Origin of the sequence: Actinoplanes sp. NBRC 101535 (assembly GCF_030269225.1) — a bacterium.
GTDB lineage: Bacteria > Actinomycetota > Actinomycetes > Mycobacteriales > Micromonosporaceae > Actinoplanes > Actinoplanes rectilineatus.
The window spans coordinates 553909-572810 of record NZ_BSSY01000005.1; the positions used below are offsets into that span (position 1 = coordinate 553909).

An 18902-nucleotide genomic window follows, 5' to 3' on the forward strand; every position below is an offset into this window, starting at 1 on the left:
ACGGGTCATCTGACCCGCCGGATCTCCTCGAAGTAGAGCACCGGCTCGACCGGTCCGGTCGTCATGTGGTCCCGCCTGTCCTCTTCGTCAGTGGAAACCAGTAGTTCACGGTCGGTCCCTGGGTTGCCACCGTCGCGCCCATCGTTTCGTAGAGGTGGCGCGCGCCCGCGTTCGCCTCCCCCGTGATCAGGAACATCCTGGTGGCGCCGAACTCCGCCCCCGCCTCCATGAACGCCCGCAGCAGGGCCCGCCCGATGCCGCGCCGCCGGTTCTGCTCCGCGACCTCGAGGTGATGCAGGTAGACCATGCTGCTGCCGTCCGGTCTGGCCAGCACATGTCCCCAGCACCAGCCGAGAAGGCCGTCCTCGTCCGCCGCGACGAACGCGAGCGCCCCGGGTGCCGGCACGAATGCCGCGGCGCCGTTCCCCGCACCGAATCGCCGGACAGCCCGGTCGAGTAGATCCTCATCAGCCGGTAGGACACTCCAGATCATCTGGCCATCCAGTCGAGCAGGGCATCCCATTCGTCCGCCTCGCTCGCCTCGTTGCCCTGGTTCGCCTCGTTGCCCTGGTTCGCCTCGGTCGCGCCTCGCCGACCGCCTGCCGGGCCGGGTCGTCCGGATCCGAGCAGGCCCGCGGCACGATCGCGCCGGCGGACCATCGCGGTGGCCAGTTCGGCGCGGTGGCCGGCCAGCGCGGGGAGCCGGACCATCGCGGTCAGGTTGTCCGCCAGGAAGAGGGCACGGTCCGGCCGCGCGTCGTTCAACAGCATGCGGAGTACGGGATAAGCATCCGTGATCGCCTCCTCCAGCCCGGGCACCTGGTCCACCCAGGCCGCGGCGTCCCCGATCAACTCGACGATCGACTCGACCGTGTCCGACGGTGCCCGCCCGTCGGCGATCATCGCGCTGAGGTGCCGGACCGCTCCCGTGCTCTCCGGCCACGGCGGGCCACCTCGGTAGACGTTCCACACCACGAGGTCGAGTCGGCAGAGGGCGTCGTCACGCTCCGCCGAGTCCCCGAACTCCACATCCCGCAGGCAGGCCTCCACCTGCGACGCCCGTTCCTCTTTCCGCAGTCGTTGTGGCCGTCGCCGCAGTCAACCGATCATGTCGACCATCCCCCAGCCTCGTCGCGCCGCGCAATTCGGAGAGTACCGGCGTCCTCGGCACCCCGGAACAAGCCCGCACTCAGCCGATCGGTGGGTTCGCGATTCAGCCCTCACATCATCACGGCCATTGATGCGTACGCCGCCGGAGTCCTGGAATCGTGGCGGCATGACCAAGCCCGAACGTCTCCAGGTCCGCCGCCGTTCTCTGATCGTCGGCGCGGGTGCCGTGGCCGGTGGTGCCCTGACGTCCCCGGCGGCTGCCGCTGCCCCCGCTGCCGCCGCCCCCGCTGCCGCGGTCGGCGCGGTTCGCATCACGCCCGGCGACCGGCGCTACGACAGTCTGCTGCGGGGCAACAACTTCCGGTTCGCGGGGCGGCCCGACGAGATCCGGGTCTGCGCCACCACCGAGCAGGTGCGGCAGGCCGTGTCCGAGGCGGTGCGGGCCGGGCGGCGGGTGGCCCCCCGCAGCGGCGGGCACTGCTTCGAGAATTTCACCGCCGACCCCGGCGTCCGCACGCTGCTCGACCTGTCGCCGATGGATGCGGTCACGTTCGATCCGGCGATGCGCGCGTTCGCCGTGCAGCCGGGCGCCACGCTCGGTCAGGTCTACCGGGCGCTGTTCAAGGGCTGGGGTGTGACGATCCCGGGCGGCAGCTGCCCGTCGGTCGGGGCGGGTGGTCACATCGTCGGCGGCGGCTACGGCGCTCTGTCGCGCCGCTACGGTTCGGTGGTCGACCACCTGTACGGCGTGGAGGTCGTCGTCGCCGACCGGGGCGACACCGCCCGCACGGTGACGGCCACCCGGGAGGCCGACGATCCGAACCGGGAGCTGTGGTGGGCGCATACCGGCGGTGGTGGCGGCAACTTCGGGGTCGTCACGAAATACTGGCTGCGCTCCCCCGAAGCCGACGATGCCGGCGGTCCGCTGCTGCCGCCCGCCCCGGAGCGGATGCTCGAGAGTGTCGTCGCGTTCGGCTGGGACGGTCTGACCGAGGAGTCGTTCAGCACCCTGGTCCGCAACTTCGGCGTCTGGCACGAGCGCAACAGCGCCCCCGGCGCCCCCGCGCTCGGGCTCTACGGCCTGCTGCTGCTGTCGCACCGCGCCGCCGGTTATTTCACGCTGGTCGCCCAGATCGACGCGGATCTGCCCGGCGCGGACGGCATGGTGACCGCGTTCGAGGCCGCGGTGACCGCCGGTGCGGGCGTGCAGCCGATCTTCACCTCCCGGCGGACGTCGTCCTGGCTGCACAAGATGACCTGGCCGGGCACCGGCGAGTCGGGCGACGCGACCAGCCGCCGCTACAAGATCAAGGCAGGTTGTCTGCGCCGCTCGATGACCCCACATCAGATCGCCGCGGTGCACCGGCACCTCACCGACGACAGCGGGACGGCCGACGCGAGCGTCCTGCTGATCGGCTACGGCGGTCAGGTCCGCGCGGTGCCGCCGGGGCAGACCGCCGTGGCCCAGCGGGACGTGGTGATGAAGGCCGTCTACCAGACGGCGTGGTCCGACGAGTCCGACGACGCCGCCCGGCTGGCCTGGGTCCGCGAGCTGTACCGCGACGTCTACGGCGAGACCGGCGGCGTCCCGGTGCCCGGCGAGGTCAACGACGGCTCCTACATCAACTATCCGGACGTGGACCTGCTCGACCCGGCGTGGAACACCTCCGGGGTGTCCGCCCACCAGCTCTACTACAAGGACGACCTGCCCCGCCTGCGGCGGATGAAGGCGCGATGGGATCCACGTGGGACGTTCCGGCACGCTCTGTCCCTCTGATGCTTCCCATCTCGTACGCGCTGCTGACCGTCCTCGCCGCCGGGACCGTGTTGCTGCGCCGCGCGGACGGGCAGTCCCCGGCCGGCGACCTGATCCTGTGCGCGGGCGTCGCGGTGTGGCTGCTCGGGCTGCGGTGGATGCGGCAGCGGACGCCGGCGCTGTTCGTCGCCGGGCTGATCGTGCTCGTCGGGGCTCTCGTGGTGCGCGCGCCGCTGTTCGGGTTGTTCACCCCGGTCCCCTACTTCTACGCGTTCAGCCTGCTCGCCTGGCCCGGGCAGCTCGCCGGGGTCGCCGCGACGGCCGTGGTCGCGGGTCTCGCCCAGGCGTCGACCATCGACGAGAGCACCCCGGCGGGCCGGCTCCTGGTCGCCGCGGTGATCGCCGCGAACATGCTGCCGCTGCTCGGGTTCGCCTGGTTCCTGCAACGCTACGAGCAGCGCAACGAGGAACGGGTGCGAGCCTTGGCCGCGGCGCGGACGGCCAACGAACGGCTACGGACGGCGACAGCCGAAGCACGGGAGGCCAACGTACGGCTGCGTGAGTCGCTGGCCGAGAACGAGGCACTGCAGGAGCAACTCGTCGCGAGGGCCCGCGAGGACGGCGTCCGGGACGAACGCCGGCGTATGGCCCGCGAGATCCACGACACGCTGGCGCAGGGGCTGACCGGCATCATCAGCCAACTCCGGGCGGCCGAGCACGCCGACGACGACCCACCGGTACGCCGCCGGCATGTCGTCGCCGCCGCCGACCTGGCCCGCGAGAGCCTCGCCGAGGCGCGCCGCTCGGTGCACGCGCTGCGCCCGGAGCCGTTGCGGACCGCCCGGCTCGGTGAGGCCCTGGCCGGGGTGTCCGCCCGGTGGTCGCGGCTGCATGGCGTCCCGGTCCGGTTCGCCACCACCGGCAACCCGCGGGAACTGCCGCCGGACGCCGACATCGCGCTGCTGCGGGCGGCACAGGAGGCCCTGAGCAATGTCGCCCGGCACGCGGCGGCGGGGCGCGTGGGTGTGACACTGTCGTACATGGATGCCGAGGTCGCCCTGGACGTCCGCGACGACGGCAGAGGTTTCACCCCGGCCCCGACCACGCGACCGGACGCAGGCCCCGGGCTGCCCTCCGCGGAGGCGGGCCCCGGGCTACCCTCCGCGGACTCAGGCCCCGGGCTGCCCTCCGCGGAGGCGGGCTTCGGGCTGGTCGCGATGCGCCAGCGAATCGAGGCGCTGGACGGCACGTTGGAGATCGAGTCGGAGCCCGGTTCCGGCACGGGCATCTCGGTCCGCGTCCCCGCGTTTCCCGGGACGGGGCACGGGCCGGACGTGCCGATGGACAGCGACGCGCCGGTGGGGGAAGTTCGATGAGTCGCGTTCGGCTGATGATCGTCGACGACCATCCGATCGTGCGGGACGGGTTGATCAGCCTGTTCGCCCGTGAGCCGGAGTTCGAGGTGGTCGGGGAGGCGGGCGACGGCGCGGAGGCGGTCCGGCTGGCCGCGGTGTGCGAACCCGACGTGATCCTGATGGACCTGCGGATGCCCGGCGTCGACGGGGTGACCGCGATCCGGCAGCTCACCGAGGCCGGTTCCACGGCGAAGGTGCTGGTGCTGACCACCTACGACACCGACAGCCACGTGCTGCCGGCGATCGAGGCGGGGGCGGTCGGCTACCTGCTCAAGGACGCGGACCGCGACGCGCTGCTGCGGGCGGTCCGTGCCACGGCCCGCGGCGAGGCGGTGCTCGCGCCGACCGCGGCGGCCCTGCTGATGAACCGGGTCCGGTCGTCGGCGACCGGGCTGCTCAGCCGTCGCGAGCTGGAGGTCCTGCGCCTCGTGGCGGGCGGCGCGACCAACCGTGCCGCGGCCACGAAACTGTTCGTCACCGAGGCCACCGTGAAGTCGCACCTGCTCAACATCTACGCGAAACTCGGCGTCGGCGACCGCGCGGCCGCCGTCACGGAGGCGTTCCACCGCGGCCTGCTACAGCCCCGCCCTCGACCTCCGGAGCCATGAGCTGCAGGTATGGCGCTCAGCCGCAGCTGGTAACTGGTAACTGGTAGCTGGTACGACCTTGCCTGGGTGACTGGTGTTGAACAGCGCGTTTGACACCAGTCACCCAGGCCCTGTGTCGAGCGGCCCGGCGCGTCCGAACGGCGACGTGCACGGCGAGATGCCGCCGGTCGAGGGCGGCAGCCGCTCGGCCCCCACGATGGCCGAGCCGGGGCACGAAGGGCATGCGCAGCGATCTCCTGATCGGCTCAGCGGAAGTCGGCCGCGTGGTCGCGGGCCCAGTCGGCGAAGGTCAGCGCGGGCCGGCCCAGCAGTCCGGGGACGGCATCGACCGCCACCTCGGTGGGCAGCTGCGGCACGCTGCCGCCGGCCCGGAGCAGGCGGTCGACGACCGGCGCGGGCAGCTGTGTGAGCAGGTCGGCGCGGTAGGTGTCGACGTCGATCTCCGCCAGGCGCACCGGCTCGCCGAGCGCCTCGGCGATCGCGGCGACCTGGTCACGGATGGTCACCGGGCCCGCGCCGAGCACTGGATATGCGGCATTGCGGGGGTCGTCCAGCAGGGCGTGCACCGCCACCGCGGCGATGTCACGCTCGTGCACCGGTGCGGTGATCGCGTCCGGGAACGCGGTGCGCAGCACGCGATCGGTGCGGATTGACCGCCAGCGCAGCGAGTTCGTCGCGAAGTAGCCGGGCCGCACGAATGTCCGGCCGAGGCCGGCGTCGTCCAGCGCCCGTTCCGCCGCGCGGTGCTGTGCGGCGATCGGGTTGGTGGCGGCGTCCGCGGCCAGCACGGAGCCGGAGGACAGCAGGACCACGTGCTCCACCCCGGCCTTGCGGGCCGCCGCCGCGAACTCGGTCGCGGTCGCCGGATGCGCGTAGAGGAACACCGTGCGGACATCGGCCAGCGCCTCCGGGAACGTGCTCGGATCGGTCAGGTCGGCGCGCACCACTTCGGCGCCGCGGGGGAACTCCCCGGGCCGCGGGGTGCGGCTGGACGCCCGCACGGTCGCGCCGGCGGCCAGCAGTCCGTCCAGTACGGCGGCGCCCACGTGTCCTCGGGCGCCGGTCACCAGGATGGTCATGATCAAACCCTCTTCCGTCGGGAACGTGGTTCAGGTTACATAATTTGAATTCTGTTACCAAGGGACGGCCGGGCACTATGCTGGCGGGATGTCCAGCCTGCTGAGCGGTGAGGTCTGATGCGCGCCGGTGGGCCGCTCGACGCGGAGATGATCCTGTCCGCCACTGAGGATGTGCTGCGCCGCCACGGGCCCGCCAAGGCGACCGTGGTCGACGTGGGCAGGGCACTCGGCGTCAGCCACGCCGCCGTCTACAAGCACTTCCCGTCGAAGACGGCGCTGCGCGAGGCGGTCTCCCGGCGCTGGCTGAACCAGGACCGCGACGCCCTGGCCGCGATCGCGGGTGACAGCGAGATCCCGCCGCGGCAACGGTTGCGGAGCTGGCTCGCCGCCCTGCTGGCGGCGAAGCGCGCGAAGGCGCACGACGATCCGGAACTGTTCGCGGCGTACCGCATCCTGGTCACCGAGAACAGCGACGCGGCGGCCGAGCACGTGGCCGATCTGCTGCGCCAGTTGCAGGGCATCCTCGCCGACGGCGTCACCAGCGCCGTGTTCCGGGACGCCGACCCGGCCGCGCTGGCCCTGGCCGTCTTCTCGGCCACCACCCGCTTCCACCACCCCGCCCACACCGGCGACTGGCAGACCCCCGGCGTCGAGGACGAACTCGACGCCGTGTGCACCCTGCTGATCGACGGCCTGGGTCACCCCGACGTTCACCCGTGAGAGCTACGGGCAAGTGCCCCGTTTCGGCGACGATCGGGCGGGGCGCGTCCATAGCGTTTCGGGTGTCGGCAGGACACGCGAAACGCGGAACAGGTGCCCGGCACCCCCAACGGAGCGTGTGGGTGGACTGCCACCGGTGCCGACGCCTTGCGCCGCGGACTGCGGGCCCGGGGCGCTCCGAGCGACCTGTTGCCAGTCGATCCACAGGTGCAGCACAACGGAGTCCTGAACGCGGACGTTTTCCTTGCGTTCATGAATTCGTTGCCGCGCAGTGGGCTGTCGCGCCGGGCCTTCGGGGCCGGCCTCATCGGAGCGCTCGGGATCGCCGTGCTCGCGGGATGCGCGGAGGAGAGCGCGTCGGCGGAAGGGAGCACGACGTCGGCCGACGGGCTGTTCGACACCGGCACGGTGCATGACATCGATGTGACGTTCGAGCAGGCCGATTACGACGAGATGATCGCGGCGTACCTCGACAACGGCGACAAGGGGTGGATCTCCTCGTCGATGACGATAGACGGGTCGGCGTACGAGAAAGTGGGTCTGCGCCTGAAGGGCAACTCGTCGCTGCGGAGCGTTTCCGCGTCGGCGGATCCGAAGGATCTGCCCTGGCTGGTGCGGCTGGACAAGTATGTCGACGGGCAGGCGCACGAGGGCTACACCGATTTTGTCATCCGATCGAACAACACGTCGACGGCGCTGAACGAGGCCGTGGCGCTCGACCTGCTCGGCAAGGCGGGACTGGCCACCCAGGCCGCGATGTCGCTGCGCCTGAGCGTGAACGGCGGCGACGAGGTGCTGCGGCTGGCCGTCGAGAACCCGGACGACACCTGGGACGCGGCCAATTTCGCGTCGGCGGGCATTCTCTACAAGGCCGAGGCGGACGGCGACTACAGCTACCGGGGTGAGGACGCGGCCGATTACGAGGACGTGTTCGACCAGGAGACCGACGACGACGATCCGAACCTGGTGCCGCTGATCGCATTCCTCAAGTTCATCAACGAGTCGGACGACGCCACGTTCGGTTCGGATCTGGGTGAGCACCTGGACGTCGATGCTTTCGCGACGTATCTGGCGTTCGAGGAACTGGTCGCCAACTCGGACGACATCGACGGTCCGGGCAACAATTCGTATCTGCGCTACACGACGGAGAAGACACAGTTCACGGTGGTCGCCTGGGACCACAACCTGGCGTTCGGCGGCATGGGCGGCGGTGGCGGGCGCGGCGGTGCACCGGGCGGCGGGGCGATGCCGAGCGGCGGCGCCATGCCGAGCGGGGCTCCGGGTGGCAACGACCAGAAACAAGGCGACCAGAAGCAGAACGGTCAGGGACAGAACGGCCAGAAGCAGGGCGGCCCCGGCGGACGAAGCAACATCCTGGTCGAACGCTTCAAGGCGAACAAGACCTTCGCCGCGCTCTTCGCCACCGCGCAGACTGATCTGAAAGCGTCGCTGTACACCAGCGGCGAGGCGGCGAAACTCCTCGAGGCGCGGGCGTCCGTGTTGACCGCGCAGGCCGCCGACCTGGTCACCGCCGACACCGTCACGCAGGAGTCCGCCACCATCTCCGCCTACTTCACGAAGTGATCAGAACAAACGACCAGGACCGAGTGATCGGAACGCGGTGATCAGCGGCGGGCCGCCCATCCGAGGAGCTGCTGCTCACGGGTGAGGCGGCCGCCCGTGACGACACCGGCCAGGTCGTTCAGCGGGGCCTCGAGGCGGGACCGGGCAGACACCGGCGCCGCAGCGAGATCGGTGCGGCACTGCTCGACGACCGATGACGCGTCCACCCCGGGCAGAGACAGGAAGAAGATCAGCTGTCGCCACGCGTACGCCAGATCGCGCTGATCCCGACCGGACAGCCGGACCACCGACGCGAACGTCCGCCGTGCCACGGGAGCCCAGCCGTCCGCCGGGACGACACCCACCGCGTGCACGAGCGTCGCCAGGTTGTGGCTGGTCAGGATCTGCGCCTGCTCGATCACCATCCCGTTCTCGCCCACCGTCAGCCGGCCGCTGCGGGCCACCCCGGCACGGGCGTGACACCGTTCGCCGAAGTCCTGCCGGCGCAGCCCCGAGTATTCGATGTCGTAGTAACGCGCGTAGAGGCTCCCGGCCAGCAACTCACCGGCCAGGTCGGCGGCCCGCACGAACTTGGGCGTGAACCAGCCGGTGAAGATGTCGGCGGCGAGCTGCTCCACCCACGGCAGGTCCCGTCCGGCCTCGGTGGACAGCGCGGCGAGTTCCCTGATCAGCGGGTTCGGTAGCAGCGTCGCGGGGAAGCCGTCCACCGCCAGTTCCCCGAGCCGCCGCAGCGTGGCGAACGCCTCCTGGCGGGTGCCGTCACCGGCCTGCCGGTGCGGGCGCAACGCGTCGATCCACGGCAGTTCGGACAGCCGCACCTGATGCGCCAGGTCGACCAGGAGCAGCGACCGCCGCACGCGGAACGCCCGGTAGGAGGCCGCCACCAGCCTTTCCACGGCCTCATCGGGGTACGCCGCCGCGCTCGTCCGGGCCGCCAACTGGGGTACGAGTTCCGCGAGCACCTCGGCCGACGGCACCGCCCCGGAGCGCACCAGTTCGTCGACCGGCCCGGCCTGGGCCCGCCGCACGACCTGCCGGACCTCGTCGGGGATCGGCGTACCGGCGGGAATCCCGTGCGTGGCGGCCTCGGCGGCGGTCACCGGGGCGCAGACCGCCGCCACGTCCCGGATCCCGGAGTCCGGGTCGAGTGCGGCGATCCGGGACACCACCACGCGGGCCAGCCGGTGCCGTCCGGGAATGCTCGCGATCCGCGCCTGACCGTCACGCAGCGCGGTGTGCCCGGCCGATCCGGGCCGTCCGCGCCGCGCCACCATCGACGTGATCACGTGGCGGAGCAGTCCGGCCTGCCGGGGCGCGAGTTCCTTGCCGGCGACGACGTGCCGGGCGGCGGATCGCAGGACGGCCAGGTTCTCCTTCGGATTGCGGTGTTTTCGGCACCGCGTGTACCGGCCGGCGAGCCGGTCGTAGCGGGCGAGCAGCGCCGTCGCCCGCTCCCGCCACTCGTCGTCGGCGGCAGACGGGCCGGCAGACGAGAAGCCGGCGGACAGCCACAGGGACAGGAACTCGTCGGCGAGCGGATTCCACACCGCCAGCGCCTCGCGCATCGCCTCGACCCGCTCGTTCGGTCGGCGCCCGGCCAGGGCGGCGCCCACCTCACCCGCACTGGACCGCCACAGCACCTCCGGATCCTGCTCACCCACCGGACCGGGAGAGGGCACGAAACAGAGGCGATCGGCGAACGGCCCGATGCTGTCCAGCACACCCAGCGCGCCGGACCGATCGCCGGCCCGCAGCAGCCACGCCACCACGAGCAGGGCCGCCTCCTCCGGCGTGCTCAGCCGGTAGGCACCACTGTCCAGCAGCGCACACAGCTCGGCCTGCCCCGCATCGGTCAAGAAGTGGGCGAACACCCGGCCCCGGAGGTCGCCGAGCGCTGTCTCCTGTGGGCGCAGCGGTCCACCCGCCACCGGCTCCCCGGTCGCGAACCCGCCCTTGACCACGGTCGGCGTGACCCAGGCGGGATAACCGGCCATCGGGGTACGCGACCCGACGCGTACCCTGCCGGACGCCATCCCGGCCAGCACCCGCGACCAGCGCTCGACCCGTTTCCCGGCCCGCGCCCGGGTGGCCGGGTCCTCGTGCGTCGTCGCGGTGACGAACGCCGCCGCGAGCTGTCCCAACGGGTACGCCGTGCCGGGCTGTGTACTCTCCACGCCGGCGTGGCAGGTTCCGCCCCTGCTCCCTCCGGGTCCTGAGCCCGGTGCTCTGCTGATTGAGCTACACGCCGTATCCGCACGAACCTAGTGCACGGGTTCGGGCGTTCCACGACGGGCGTGTGCCCGTACGGCGTACGGTGCGAAGGTGACCTTGAGCCGGCTGATCTACATCAGCGCCAAGCCACCCCTGCCGTCCGGTGAGATCTTCGAGATCCAGCAGCAGGCGATGCGCAACAACGCACGCGACGAGCTGACCGGGGTGCTGCTGTTCAACCGCACCTGTTTCCTGCAGTGCCTGGAGGGTGAGCGGGTGACCGTGACCCGCACCTTCACCGTGATCGCCGCCGACGACCGCCACCACCGGGTCGAGCTGCTGTCGATGGCCGACACCGACCGGCGCGCGTACCCGGACTGGTCGATGGGACTGCTCGACGTCGACTCCCCGGCGATCCGGGTGGTCCTCGACGAGGTGGTGCCGGGTGGGCTGCTCCCGGCGAACCTGTCCGGCGAGAACTCCCGGCTGCTGCTGGACCGGCTGCGTGGCGTACACCTGACGCGCCGTACCGCTGTCCTGCCGAGCCTGCGCCCGGCGGCCATGCCGGATCTCACCGCGCCGAACGCCTGACCGCCCCCGGGGGGAAGGGTCAGGCGAACCGCACCGGTTCGTCCTCCACGTCGGCGCGGGTCCGCACGTCGACCACCGCCACCATGACCGGGGACCCCAGCCGGGTGTCGAAGGGCAGGTCCGGCACCGTCGCCGGACCGTCCTCGACGATGAGCAGGTCCCGGGTCGTGGGCGGGGTGGGCGGCTCGGTGACGGTGTCGACCACGAGCTCGGTCGTCCGGCCCTGTGCCCGCCCGGAGGCCTGCGCCGGGGCGGTGATCAGGCCGCCCATCGCCAGGCCGGTGATCGCGGCGAGCATGACTGACAGTGAACGCTTACGCATCGGACGACCCCTTCGTGAACCGGTGACGCTCTCCACGATCGGCCGCCGACCTGTGCCGCTCCTGTGCCCGGCGTGTGAGCTCGGTTCTACGCCGGCGCCATCGCCCGGGCCATCGCGGTCAGCGCGTCGCGGCGGGGCATCGCCCGGAGCCCCTCCATCGACTGCCGGTAGTGGTCGCTCGGCACGTGCAGGGGTTCGACGCCGAGATTGGCCAGGGCGCTGTCCACGACGGCCTCGGGCGACATCAGGTGGTGCAGGGTGGCCGGGTCGATACCCTGCTTCGCCGGGGCCTCGGTGTCGGTGGCGCCCGGGCACAGGGTCAGCACGTCGATGCCGGCCGGGGTCAGTTCGCCCCACAGCGCCTCGCCCAGCGCGATGACGTACGCCTTGCTCGCCGAGTAGACCGCGGAGTAGGGGCATCCGATCAGCCCCTCCACCGAGGCGGTGAACAGCAGCGCGCCGCGCCCCCGCCGCCGCAACGCCGGGACGAGACCGTGGGCCAGCCGGGTGGGCACGGTGCAGTTCACCGTCTGCAGGTCGGCGAGGGCACCGGGGTCACCGCTCTCGAAGGCCCCCTTGACCCCGAACCCGGCGTTGTTGACCACCATGCCGACGTCCAGGTCGCGGACCGCGTCGAGGATCCGGTCCGGCGCACCCGGATCGGTGAGGTCCTCGGGCAGGACGTGCACGCCGGTGCCGTGCTTCGCGGTGAGCTCGGCGGCCAGGTCCCGCAGCCGGTCGGCGCGACGGGCGACCAGCACGAGGTCGAGGCCGCGGGCGGCGAGCTCGACCGCGAAGGCCCGCCCGATACCGGACGACGCCCCGGTCACCAGCGCGACAGGTCCGTACCGGTGGGTGTAGTCGTTCACGGGTCCCCTTTTTAAGTCAATCGCTTGATCTAGTCAGTAGACCCTATAACCCTCCAAAAGCTTCCTTGTGTACGCGTACCGCCGCGCACCGTTCCACCAGCTGTTCGACGGCTCTGCCCGCTCGCTCCCTCCACCCACGCCACGTCGGCCCACCCGCCCTCCGCTCTCGTCCCGCCCGCCCGTTCGCCCGCTCGCCCGCTAGACACCTAATGAGTCAGTCAGGGTCTGCCTCTGTGGTGATTTCGGGCGCTCAGCACGCCCGTATTCACCACACCCACAACAGCGTGGTGATTTCGGGCGTCCAGCGCGCCCGTAATCACCGCACCACCAGGGGTGTGGTGAATTGGGGCGTCCAGCGCGCCCGTAATCACCACACCACCAGGGGTGTGGTGAATTGGGGCGTCCAGGGCGCCCGAAATCACCACGCGGACGGGCTTCGCACCCTGACCACGAAACGTGTCTAGCCCCGTTCGCCCGTTCGCCCGTTCGGCCGCTCGGCCGCTCGCCTGTTCACCCGTTCGCTCGGCCGCTCGGCCACGGGCGGGCGATTGGCCCGGTGGCAGGATGGGATTCACGATGCGGGTCGTTATGATGTTTCCGTCAGGTAAGCGCCGCCCGCCGGGGGAACAACGCGATGATCGGGAACTCGGCCGCCGCGCCTCTGCGTTTCACGATCCTCGGCCCGCTGCGCGCCTTCCGCGGCACCGCGCCGGTCGACCTCGGGCCACCGAAACAGCAGGCCCTGCTCGCCCTGCTACTGCTCAACGCCGGCCGCCCCGTCCCGATGCCCCGGATCATCGCCGTCCTCTGGGGCGGCGACCCACCCGACGGCGGCGCCGACGTGGTGCAACGGTTCGTCGGCGCGCTGCGCCGCACCCTCGGACCATCACTGATCAGATTCACCGAGAACGGGTACGTCCTGGACGCCCCCGAGGAGGCCGTCGACGCCGCCGTCTTCCTGACCGCATTGTCCCGGGCCCGCGACGGGCAGCACACCGACGACGTCAGGCAGGCGCTGGACCTCTGGCAGGGCGAACCCCTGGCCGGCCTGACCGGCCCGGTCTTCGCCCAGGCCCGAGCCCGCCTCATCGAGCAACACGCCGGCGCCGGCCGGCTGCTGGCAGCCCCCACCGGCAGCACCGCGACGCCCACCCCGCCCCACACCCCGTCATCCGAAATCCAGCCGCAGTCCGAGCCGACTCCGGTCCCCAGTCCGACTCCGGCCCCAGCCACAGCCCCCACTCCGGCTCCGGCTTCGGCCCCGGCCCCGGCTTCGGCCCCGGCCCCGGCCCCGGCTTCGGCCCCGGCCCCGGCTTCGGCTCCGGCTTCGGCTTCGGCTTCGGCTTCGGTCCGCACCAGGGTGATGCCCGTCCCCGCACCCACCCGTCCGGCCCCGATCACACCGGCGCCGACCAGGCTGATGCCACCCGACCCGACCCGCACCGGCCCACCCCCGACCAGGCTGATGCCAGCCGACCCGACCCGCACCGGCCCACCCCCGACCAGAGCGATCGACAACGACGAGCCCGGGCACACCCGCCCGTTCCCTGTCGATCCGGCCTATCCCGATCCGGTGGACCCGTGGACCGGCCACGACCTGTTCCCACCGGATCCGACCGCCATGCCCTGAACCCGGCGACAACGGTCGGATTGTGGCCGCAATCGCTGCCAGGCTGCCCTGGTGATCGCATCCCACGGCGACAACGCCGCCCTCAACCCACTGGTGATCGTCGACGACGCCGCCGGTCTCATCCGGTTCGTCACCGCCGTCTTCGACGTGGCCGAGGTCCCCGAGGCCCGCACCCCGATGCCCGACGGCAAACTGATCCACTCCGAGATCCGCATCGGCACCGCCACCCTGGTGATCACCGACCGTCTCAAGGGCTGGCCCGCCCGTCCGGCCCTGCTCCAGGTCTGGGTGCACGACGTGACCGAGACCCTGGACCGCGCGTCGGCCCGCGGCGCCACCGTGATCACCCCGGCGACACCGTTCTACGGCGAGTGCACGCTCGGCCGGATGCTCGATCCGTGGCAGAACATCTGGTGGTTGTATGCCGCAGCGCCCGGCCAGCCCGACCCGCTCCCGCACTGGGAGGGCGGCTCCGACATCGTCTTCACCTCGCTCGACGAGGCGCTGCGGTCCCTGGCCGAGAATTAGACACGTTTCGCGGTCAAGGTCTGCGTGGTGATTTCGGGCGCGCTGGGCACCCGAAGTCACCACACCCGTGGCGGTGTGGTGATTACGGGCGTCGTGGGCACCCGAAATCACCACGCTCGGGTGGGTGTGGTGATTACGGGCGTCGTGGGCACCCGAAGTCACCACGCTCGGGTGGGTGTGGTGACTTCGGGCGTGGTGGGCGACTGAAGTCGCCACGCGGACCCTGACGACGAAACGTGTCTGGAGGCGCGGCCCCGCAACCCTGACCGGAAGCTGGAGGCGCGGCCCCGCAACCCTGACCGGAAGCTGGAGGCGCGGCCCCGCAACCCTGACCGGAAGCTGGAGGCGCGGCCCCGCAACCCTGACCGGAAGCTGGAGGCGCGGCCCCGCAACCCTTGTCCGACAGCTGGAAGGATCCAGCTCGGACACGGTGAGAGTTATTCACGAAAACCGCGCCGAATACGCCGTGATCCACGTTTCCAAGAGCAAGTTGCCAGCGCGATGATCGAATTCCCATAATACGTCCATGAATCGGGGCGATCTTTGGCAACCGCTGCTTTTCGGCACGCCGGTGATCCTTGCGTCGGCAGTGGTTCTCTGGACCGTGAGACGTCCGGCCGGGCGTCTCGCGCAGTCCATTTCGTTCCGTTTCGCCCTGGCGTCGTCGGGGCGCCCACTGCGGCGGCGGCTCGTCGGGCGTTACCGTCGCGCGGTCCGGCAGAACTTCGCGAAGCACCGCCTCGGCTTCGTCAACGAGCACACCGGCAAGAGCAGCATCGACGTCCTCAAGATCTATGTCCCGCTCGAATATCAGATCGGCAACGAACGGCGTGACGTCTACGAGTGGCTGCGCCGCCAGTTGCGGGTGGTCGTCCTCGGCCCGCCCGGCGCCGGCAAGTCCATGCTGCTCAAGCATTCCATGCTGCTGTGGGCCGGGGAGAGCACGCCCGGTCCGGCCCGGCTGCCGGTCCTGATCGACCTGCACCGCTGCAACGCCGACCAGTCCGGGCTGGAGCAGATGATCCGGGACGAGCTGTCCCGCAACGACGTCCGGATGAGCCCGGCGATGCTGGACATCTCGCTGCGCGAGGGCAAGCTGGCGCTGCTCTTCGACGGGCTGGACGAGGTGGGGCAGGAGGACCAGGTCCGGGTCGCGGCGATGTTGCGGGACTTCGCGCGTACCCATGCAGGGTGTCAGATGGTGGTCACCTGTCGTTCCGCCGCGTATTTCGGGCAATTGCAGACCGCATTCACCGAGCATGTGCAGGTGGCCGATTTCGACGACGCCAACATCCGCCGTTTCCTGAACAACTGGCCGGCCATGACCGCGTCCGATTCGGCGAAGTTGTTCTCCGATCTCCAGCATCATCAGAATCTGATGCGACTGGCGGCCAGTCCGCTGCTGCTGACGATGATCGCGTACATTCACACCGAGGTCCTGGCCAAGAGCCGCCGCGGTCTGCCGGGGTCGCGGCCGGCGTTCTACGAGATGGCGATCGACCATCTGCTGCGCCGCGACCACGACATGCTGCGGCACGACTCCGTCTCGGTGTACGACTGGCAGGACAAGCTCGCGGTGCTGCAGCGGATCGCCCTGACCCTGCAGGACACCCCGGCGACGCAGCCCGACCGGCGGTCGATCGACGGCGCGCAACTCGTCGCGATCACCAAGCAGATCCTGCCGGACCTCAACATGGGACCGGAGCACGCCCGGCCGCTGATCAACGAGATCGACCAGCGGAGTCAGCTGCTGGTCCGGCTGGACAGCCGCAGTTCCCGGTACGCCTTCCCGCACCTCACCCTGCAGGAGTACCTCGCCGCGGTGGAGTTGACCGCCCAGCCGGACACGCTGTTGTACCGCTACTTCGCCGACCGGCCGGCGTGGCGCGAGACGGTCAAGCTCTGGTGCGGGGCGTCCAGCCGGGACTGCACCGAGGTGGTCCGGACCATCCTGCGCACCGGCGTCCGCGAGGACCGGCTCCTCGCCCTGGAGTGCCTGGCCGAGGCGAAACGCATCGACGACGCCTTCGCCCGTGAGGTGATCGTCGAGTCGATGAGCCCGAACGCACTGCGGGGCTGGGACGAGCGGGCGGTCGCGTCGGCGTTCGCCGCGGTGGCGGCGGACGGCCGGCCGCGCGGTGAGTACACCTTCCGGTTGCTGGTCGAGAAGGCCGGCGCCGGCACCGGGGCGACGGCCCGGTGGGCGATGGCGGCGCTGGCCGGCACCCGGCTGCCGCAGGCGGCTGTGTTCCTCGCCGACCTCGCGGCCGAGGGCGACCCGCGGGCGCGGACGGCGCTGCGGTCCATGGGTGAGCAGGCGATCGCCGCGCTGACCTCGTCGGCGCGGGCGGGTTCGCTGCAGGCGCTCGACGATCTGGCGGTCGTCGGGACGCCGGCCGCCTGCGAGGCGCTGGTGTCCATGCTGTGGGGTGACGACGCGAAGGCGCTGCGCGCCGCGTGGCATCTCGCGGTCCTCATCCGGAACTCGGAGATCGAGGCGGGCCTCGAGCTGAGCGACGTCCACGTCCGCACCGACTGCAAGCGCCTGGACTGGGTGTGGCAGCCGTTCGCACGGCCGAACAGCGGCGGTATGCGCATCATCGCCGGCCGGATCGCCCACCTCATCGAGCAGGGTCGCGCCGACCAGATACCGCCCGGCGTGGACCAGATCGATCCGCGGCTGGCGATCCCGCTGGGCATCGTCGCCGCGGTGTCCGAACTGCCGGCGGCAGAGACGTCGCCGAGTGCGGAACTCATGCAGGAGTTCCAGTCGCTGGGTCTCAACGTGCGGCGGTTCCCGCACTGGACGGCCGGCGAGCACGCGCTGAGCGCGTTCTACCAGACCACGATGCCGGGCCGGGTGGCGTCGGTCTGCGAGCAGATCCTCGACGCTCATCAGGTACGCCCGTACCGCAAGCACATCATCCGGATGCTCGACGACCGCACGTACATCGAGGCGATCGTCCGGGTGTTCTGCCGCTTCCGGCCGAAGGCGTCGCGGGAGCAGTGGCTGGCGGTCCAGGACGATCCGCCGCAGCCCCGGTTCCTCAAGGCGAGCGCCTACCTGACGGCCGGCTCGCTGCTCGTGGTGCTGATCGCCTTGGGGCTGGCCCGGTCGCTCGGCACGGTCTTCGGGTTCTGGCCGTGGGGTCCGCCGGCTCTCGGGCTGCTGCTGACCGTCCTGGTGATCCCGGTGCTGCTGCTGGCGGCGTTCGCGTTCGTCAACGACATCTTCGACGCCTTCGACTTCGCCGACCCGCTGGTGGACCAGTTGGAGAAGTTCCTGGAACGGGCCCAGTGGATCCTCGTCGTGGGGGCGGTGGTCTCGGTCAGCGGGCTGACCGTGATGACCCTGAGCGCGCTGGCCGAGCTGCTCGGGTGGGCCGCCGCCACGGCTCTGATCATCGCGTGGACGGCGGTGTCCGCGCAGTTGATCGTCCACTACCGCCGGCGGATGGCGGCCATCGACAACGCGCTGCGCCCGATCCGGGCCCGCGCCCGGCTGAACGCGTCGAACCGGCTGTCGATCATCGGCGACAGCCCACTGAACGGGTGAGGGGAGTCTTGACCATGGACAACGACGAGGTACTGCGGGTACGGGCCTGCCGGGACGGCCTGCTGCGCTGGTTCCACGGCCGGCGGCAGGTGCGGGCGCGCATGCCGCTCACCGGCCAGTTCGCCGACGACGAGCACGCGGAGTGGGCGGGCCGCAGGTTCTCGCTGTCCGAGATCCAGGAGGCGGCCGGGTACCTCGCCGACAGGGGTCTGATCCTGGGCGTCACGGTGGCCCAGGTGCCCGGGCCGTTCCGTGCCGACATCACCACCGACGGCATCGACTGTGTCACCGACTGGGCGGGTGACGTGGCCGGATATCTCCGCGACCGGCACGGGCCCGGGCCGACGACCGTCCACCACGGGCCGGTGATCCACGGCGACGCCCAGGGCAACCAGTGGGCCTGGGGCAACCACGACGTGACCCAGCACCAGTCGAACAAGGATGTCGCGCCCGGCTTCGAGGCGCTGGCGGAGGCGGTCGCGGCGATCGTGGCGCGGCTTCCCGCGTATCAGCTCGGCCCGGACGACCGGCAGGACGCCGAGGACGCCGCCGCCGGCGTCCTCGAGGAGATCACCGGGGCGGACCCCGAACCTCGTCGGGTACGCCGCGCCGTCGCCGCCCTCCGCGGCTTCCTCGTGCCGATCGCCGCCAACGCCGCCGGCACCGAGGTGCAGGCCCTGGCCCAGCAGGGCATCGACCAGCTCAACGCCGCCATCGGGATGTAGCGCCGTCGTCGCCGACCGCGTGCACGGCTCGGTCCGGCGGGGTGATCGGGACGCCGTCGCGGTACAGCCGGTAGTCCGACGTGGCGACCAGGCCCTGCGCGCTGACGGAGTCGCCGGGCTTCTCGCCGAACTGCGCGACCAGCTCACCGGTGGTGGCGTCCCCGAGCGCGGCCCGCGGCTTCGCCGCCGGGTCACTGC

General features: G+C 71.3%; 16 protein-coding genes and 1 tRNA gene. 10 read left to right on the forward strand and 7 right to left on the reverse strand.

Annotated elements, in window-relative coordinates; translation table 11 throughout:
• Positions 1-61 precede the first annotated feature (61 nt).
• Positions 62-493, reverse strand: coding sequence for a GNAT family N-acetyltransferase (locus tag QSK32_RS17535; RefSeq protein WP_285472545.1), 432 nt, complete (start codon positions 491-493; stop codon positions 62-64).
• The gene (locus tag QSK32_RS17540; RefSeq protein ID WP_285472546.1) at positions 490-1029 is read right to left on the reverse strand and encodes a hypothetical protein; all 540 of its coding nucleotides are present in this window, start codon (positions 1027-1029) and stop codon (positions 490-492) included. Before QSK32_RS17540 ends, QSK32_RS17535 begins: the two co-directional genes overlap by 4 nt.
• Positions 1030-1276: 247 nt before the next feature.
• Between QSK32_RS17540 and QSK32_RS17545 the strand changes: the two genes are divergently transcribed.
• From QSK32_RS17545 to QSK32_RS17555, 3 genes are read left to right on the forward strand one after another with little or no spacing between them, the layout of a single operon-like run.
• Complete coding sequence (locus tag QSK32_RS17545; protein WP_285472547.1) at positions 1277-2887, forward strand: FAD-binding oxidoreductase; 1611 nt, start codon at positions 1277-1279, stop codon at positions 2885-2887.
• Positions 2887-4242 (forward strand): sensor histidine kinase, encoded by a 1356-nt coding sequence (locus tag QSK32_RS17550; RefSeq protein WP_285472548.1) that lies wholly within the window; start codon positions 2887-2889, stop codon positions 4240-4242. Before QSK32_RS17545 ends, QSK32_RS17550 begins: the two co-directional genes overlap by 1 nt.
• On the forward strand, positions 4239-4889 hold the full coding sequence (locus QSK32_RS17555) for a response regulator (protein WP_285472549.1): 651 nt from the start codon (positions 4239-4241) through the stop codon (positions 4887-4889). Before QSK32_RS17550 ends, QSK32_RS17555 begins: the two co-directional genes overlap by 4 nt.
• 245 nt (positions 4890-5134) lie before the next feature.
• Here the strand turns inward: QSK32_RS17555 and QSK32_RS17560 are convergent, their stop codons facing one another.
• Complete coding sequence (locus QSK32_RS17560; protein ID WP_285472550.1) at positions 5135-5968, reverse strand: SDR family oxidoreductase; 834 nt, start codon at positions 5966-5968, stop codon at positions 5135-5137.
• A 117-nt stretch (positions 5969-6085) separates the two neighbouring features.
• Here QSK32_RS17560 and QSK32_RS17565 point away from each other — a divergent pair, with 117 nt between their 5' ends.
• Together QSK32_RS17565 and QSK32_RS17570 are read left to right on the forward strand one after the other, a co-directional pair.
• Positions 6086-6688, forward strand: coding sequence for a TetR/AcrR family transcriptional regulator (locus QSK32_RS17565; protein ID WP_285472551.1), 603 nt, complete (start codon positions 6086-6088; stop codon positions 6686-6688).
• 252 nt (positions 6689-6940) lie between these two features.
• Complete coding sequence (locus QSK32_RS17570) at positions 6941-8272, forward strand: CotH kinase family protein (protein ID WP_045747493.1); 1332 nt, start codon at positions 6941-6943, stop codon at positions 8270-8272.
• Positions 8273-8313: 41 nt separating this feature from the next.
• Here the strand turns inward: QSK32_RS17570 and QSK32_RS17575 are convergent, their stop codons facing one another.
• Both QSK32_RS17575 and QSK32_RS17580 read right to left on the reverse strand, forming a co-directional pair.
• Positions 8314-10446, reverse strand: coding sequence for a hypothetical protein (locus QSK32_RS17575; RefSeq protein ID WP_285472552.1), 2133 nt, complete (start codon positions 10444-10446; stop codon positions 8314-8316).
• Between the two features lies 1 nt (position 10447).
• Positions 10448-10520 (reverse strand) — tRNA-Leu (locus tag QSK32_RS17580).
• 74 nt (positions 10521-10594) lie between these two features.
• Between QSK32_RS17580 and QSK32_RS17585 the strand changes: the two genes are divergently transcribed.
• Positions 10595-11074: a BLUF domain-containing protein gene (locus QSK32_RS17585; RefSeq protein WP_083449640.1), complete on the forward strand. Its 480-nt coding sequence runs from the start codon at positions 10595-10597 to the stop codon at positions 11072-11074.
• Between the two features lie 19 nt (positions 11075-11093).
• On the opposite strand, the gene QSK32_RS17590 is transcribed toward QSK32_RS17585, so the two are convergent.
• Both QSK32_RS17590 and QSK32_RS17595 read right to left on the reverse strand, forming a co-directional pair.
• Complete coding sequence (locus QSK32_RS17590; protein WP_157411532.1) at positions 11094-11396, reverse strand: hypothetical protein; 303 nt, start codon at positions 11394-11396, stop codon at positions 11094-11096.
• 86 nt (positions 11397-11482) lie between these two features.
• The gene (locus QSK32_RS17595; protein ID WP_045747481.1) at positions 11483-12265 is read right to left on the reverse strand and encodes an SDR family NAD(P)-dependent oxidoreductase; all 783 of its coding nucleotides are present in this window, start codon (positions 12263-12265) and stop codon (positions 11483-11485) included.
• Between the two features lie 634 nt (positions 12266-12899).
• Here QSK32_RS17595 and QSK32_RS17600 point away from each other — a divergent pair.
• The 4 genes from QSK32_RS17600 to QSK32_RS17615 all read left to right on the forward strand — a co-directional run bounded on the left by QSK32_RS17600 (position 12900) and on the right by QSK32_RS17615 (position 18704).
• Positions 12900-13895, forward strand: a complete 996-nt coding sequence (locus tag QSK32_RS17600; RefSeq protein ID WP_285472553.1) for an AfsR/SARP family transcriptional regulator — start codon at positions 12900-12902, stop codon at positions 13893-13895.
• Between the two features lie 51 nt (positions 13896-13946).
• Entirely contained in the window at positions 13947-14423 is a 477-nt protein-coding gene (locus QSK32_RS17605; RefSeq protein ID WP_052721157.1) for a VOC family protein, read from the forward strand.
• Positions 14424-15027: 604 nt separating this feature from the next.
• Positions 15028-17979, forward strand: a complete 2952-nt coding sequence (locus QSK32_RS17610) for an NACHT domain-containing protein (protein WP_169792559.1) — start codon at positions 15028-15030, stop codon at positions 17977-17979.
• Positions 17980-17993: 14 nt separating this feature from the next.
• A complete protein-coding gene (locus tag QSK32_RS17615; RefSeq protein ID WP_285472554.1) occupies positions 17994-18704 on the forward strand; it encodes a hypothetical protein in 711 nt (236 codons plus the stop codon).
• Positions 18705-18902: the final 198 nt, after the last annotated feature.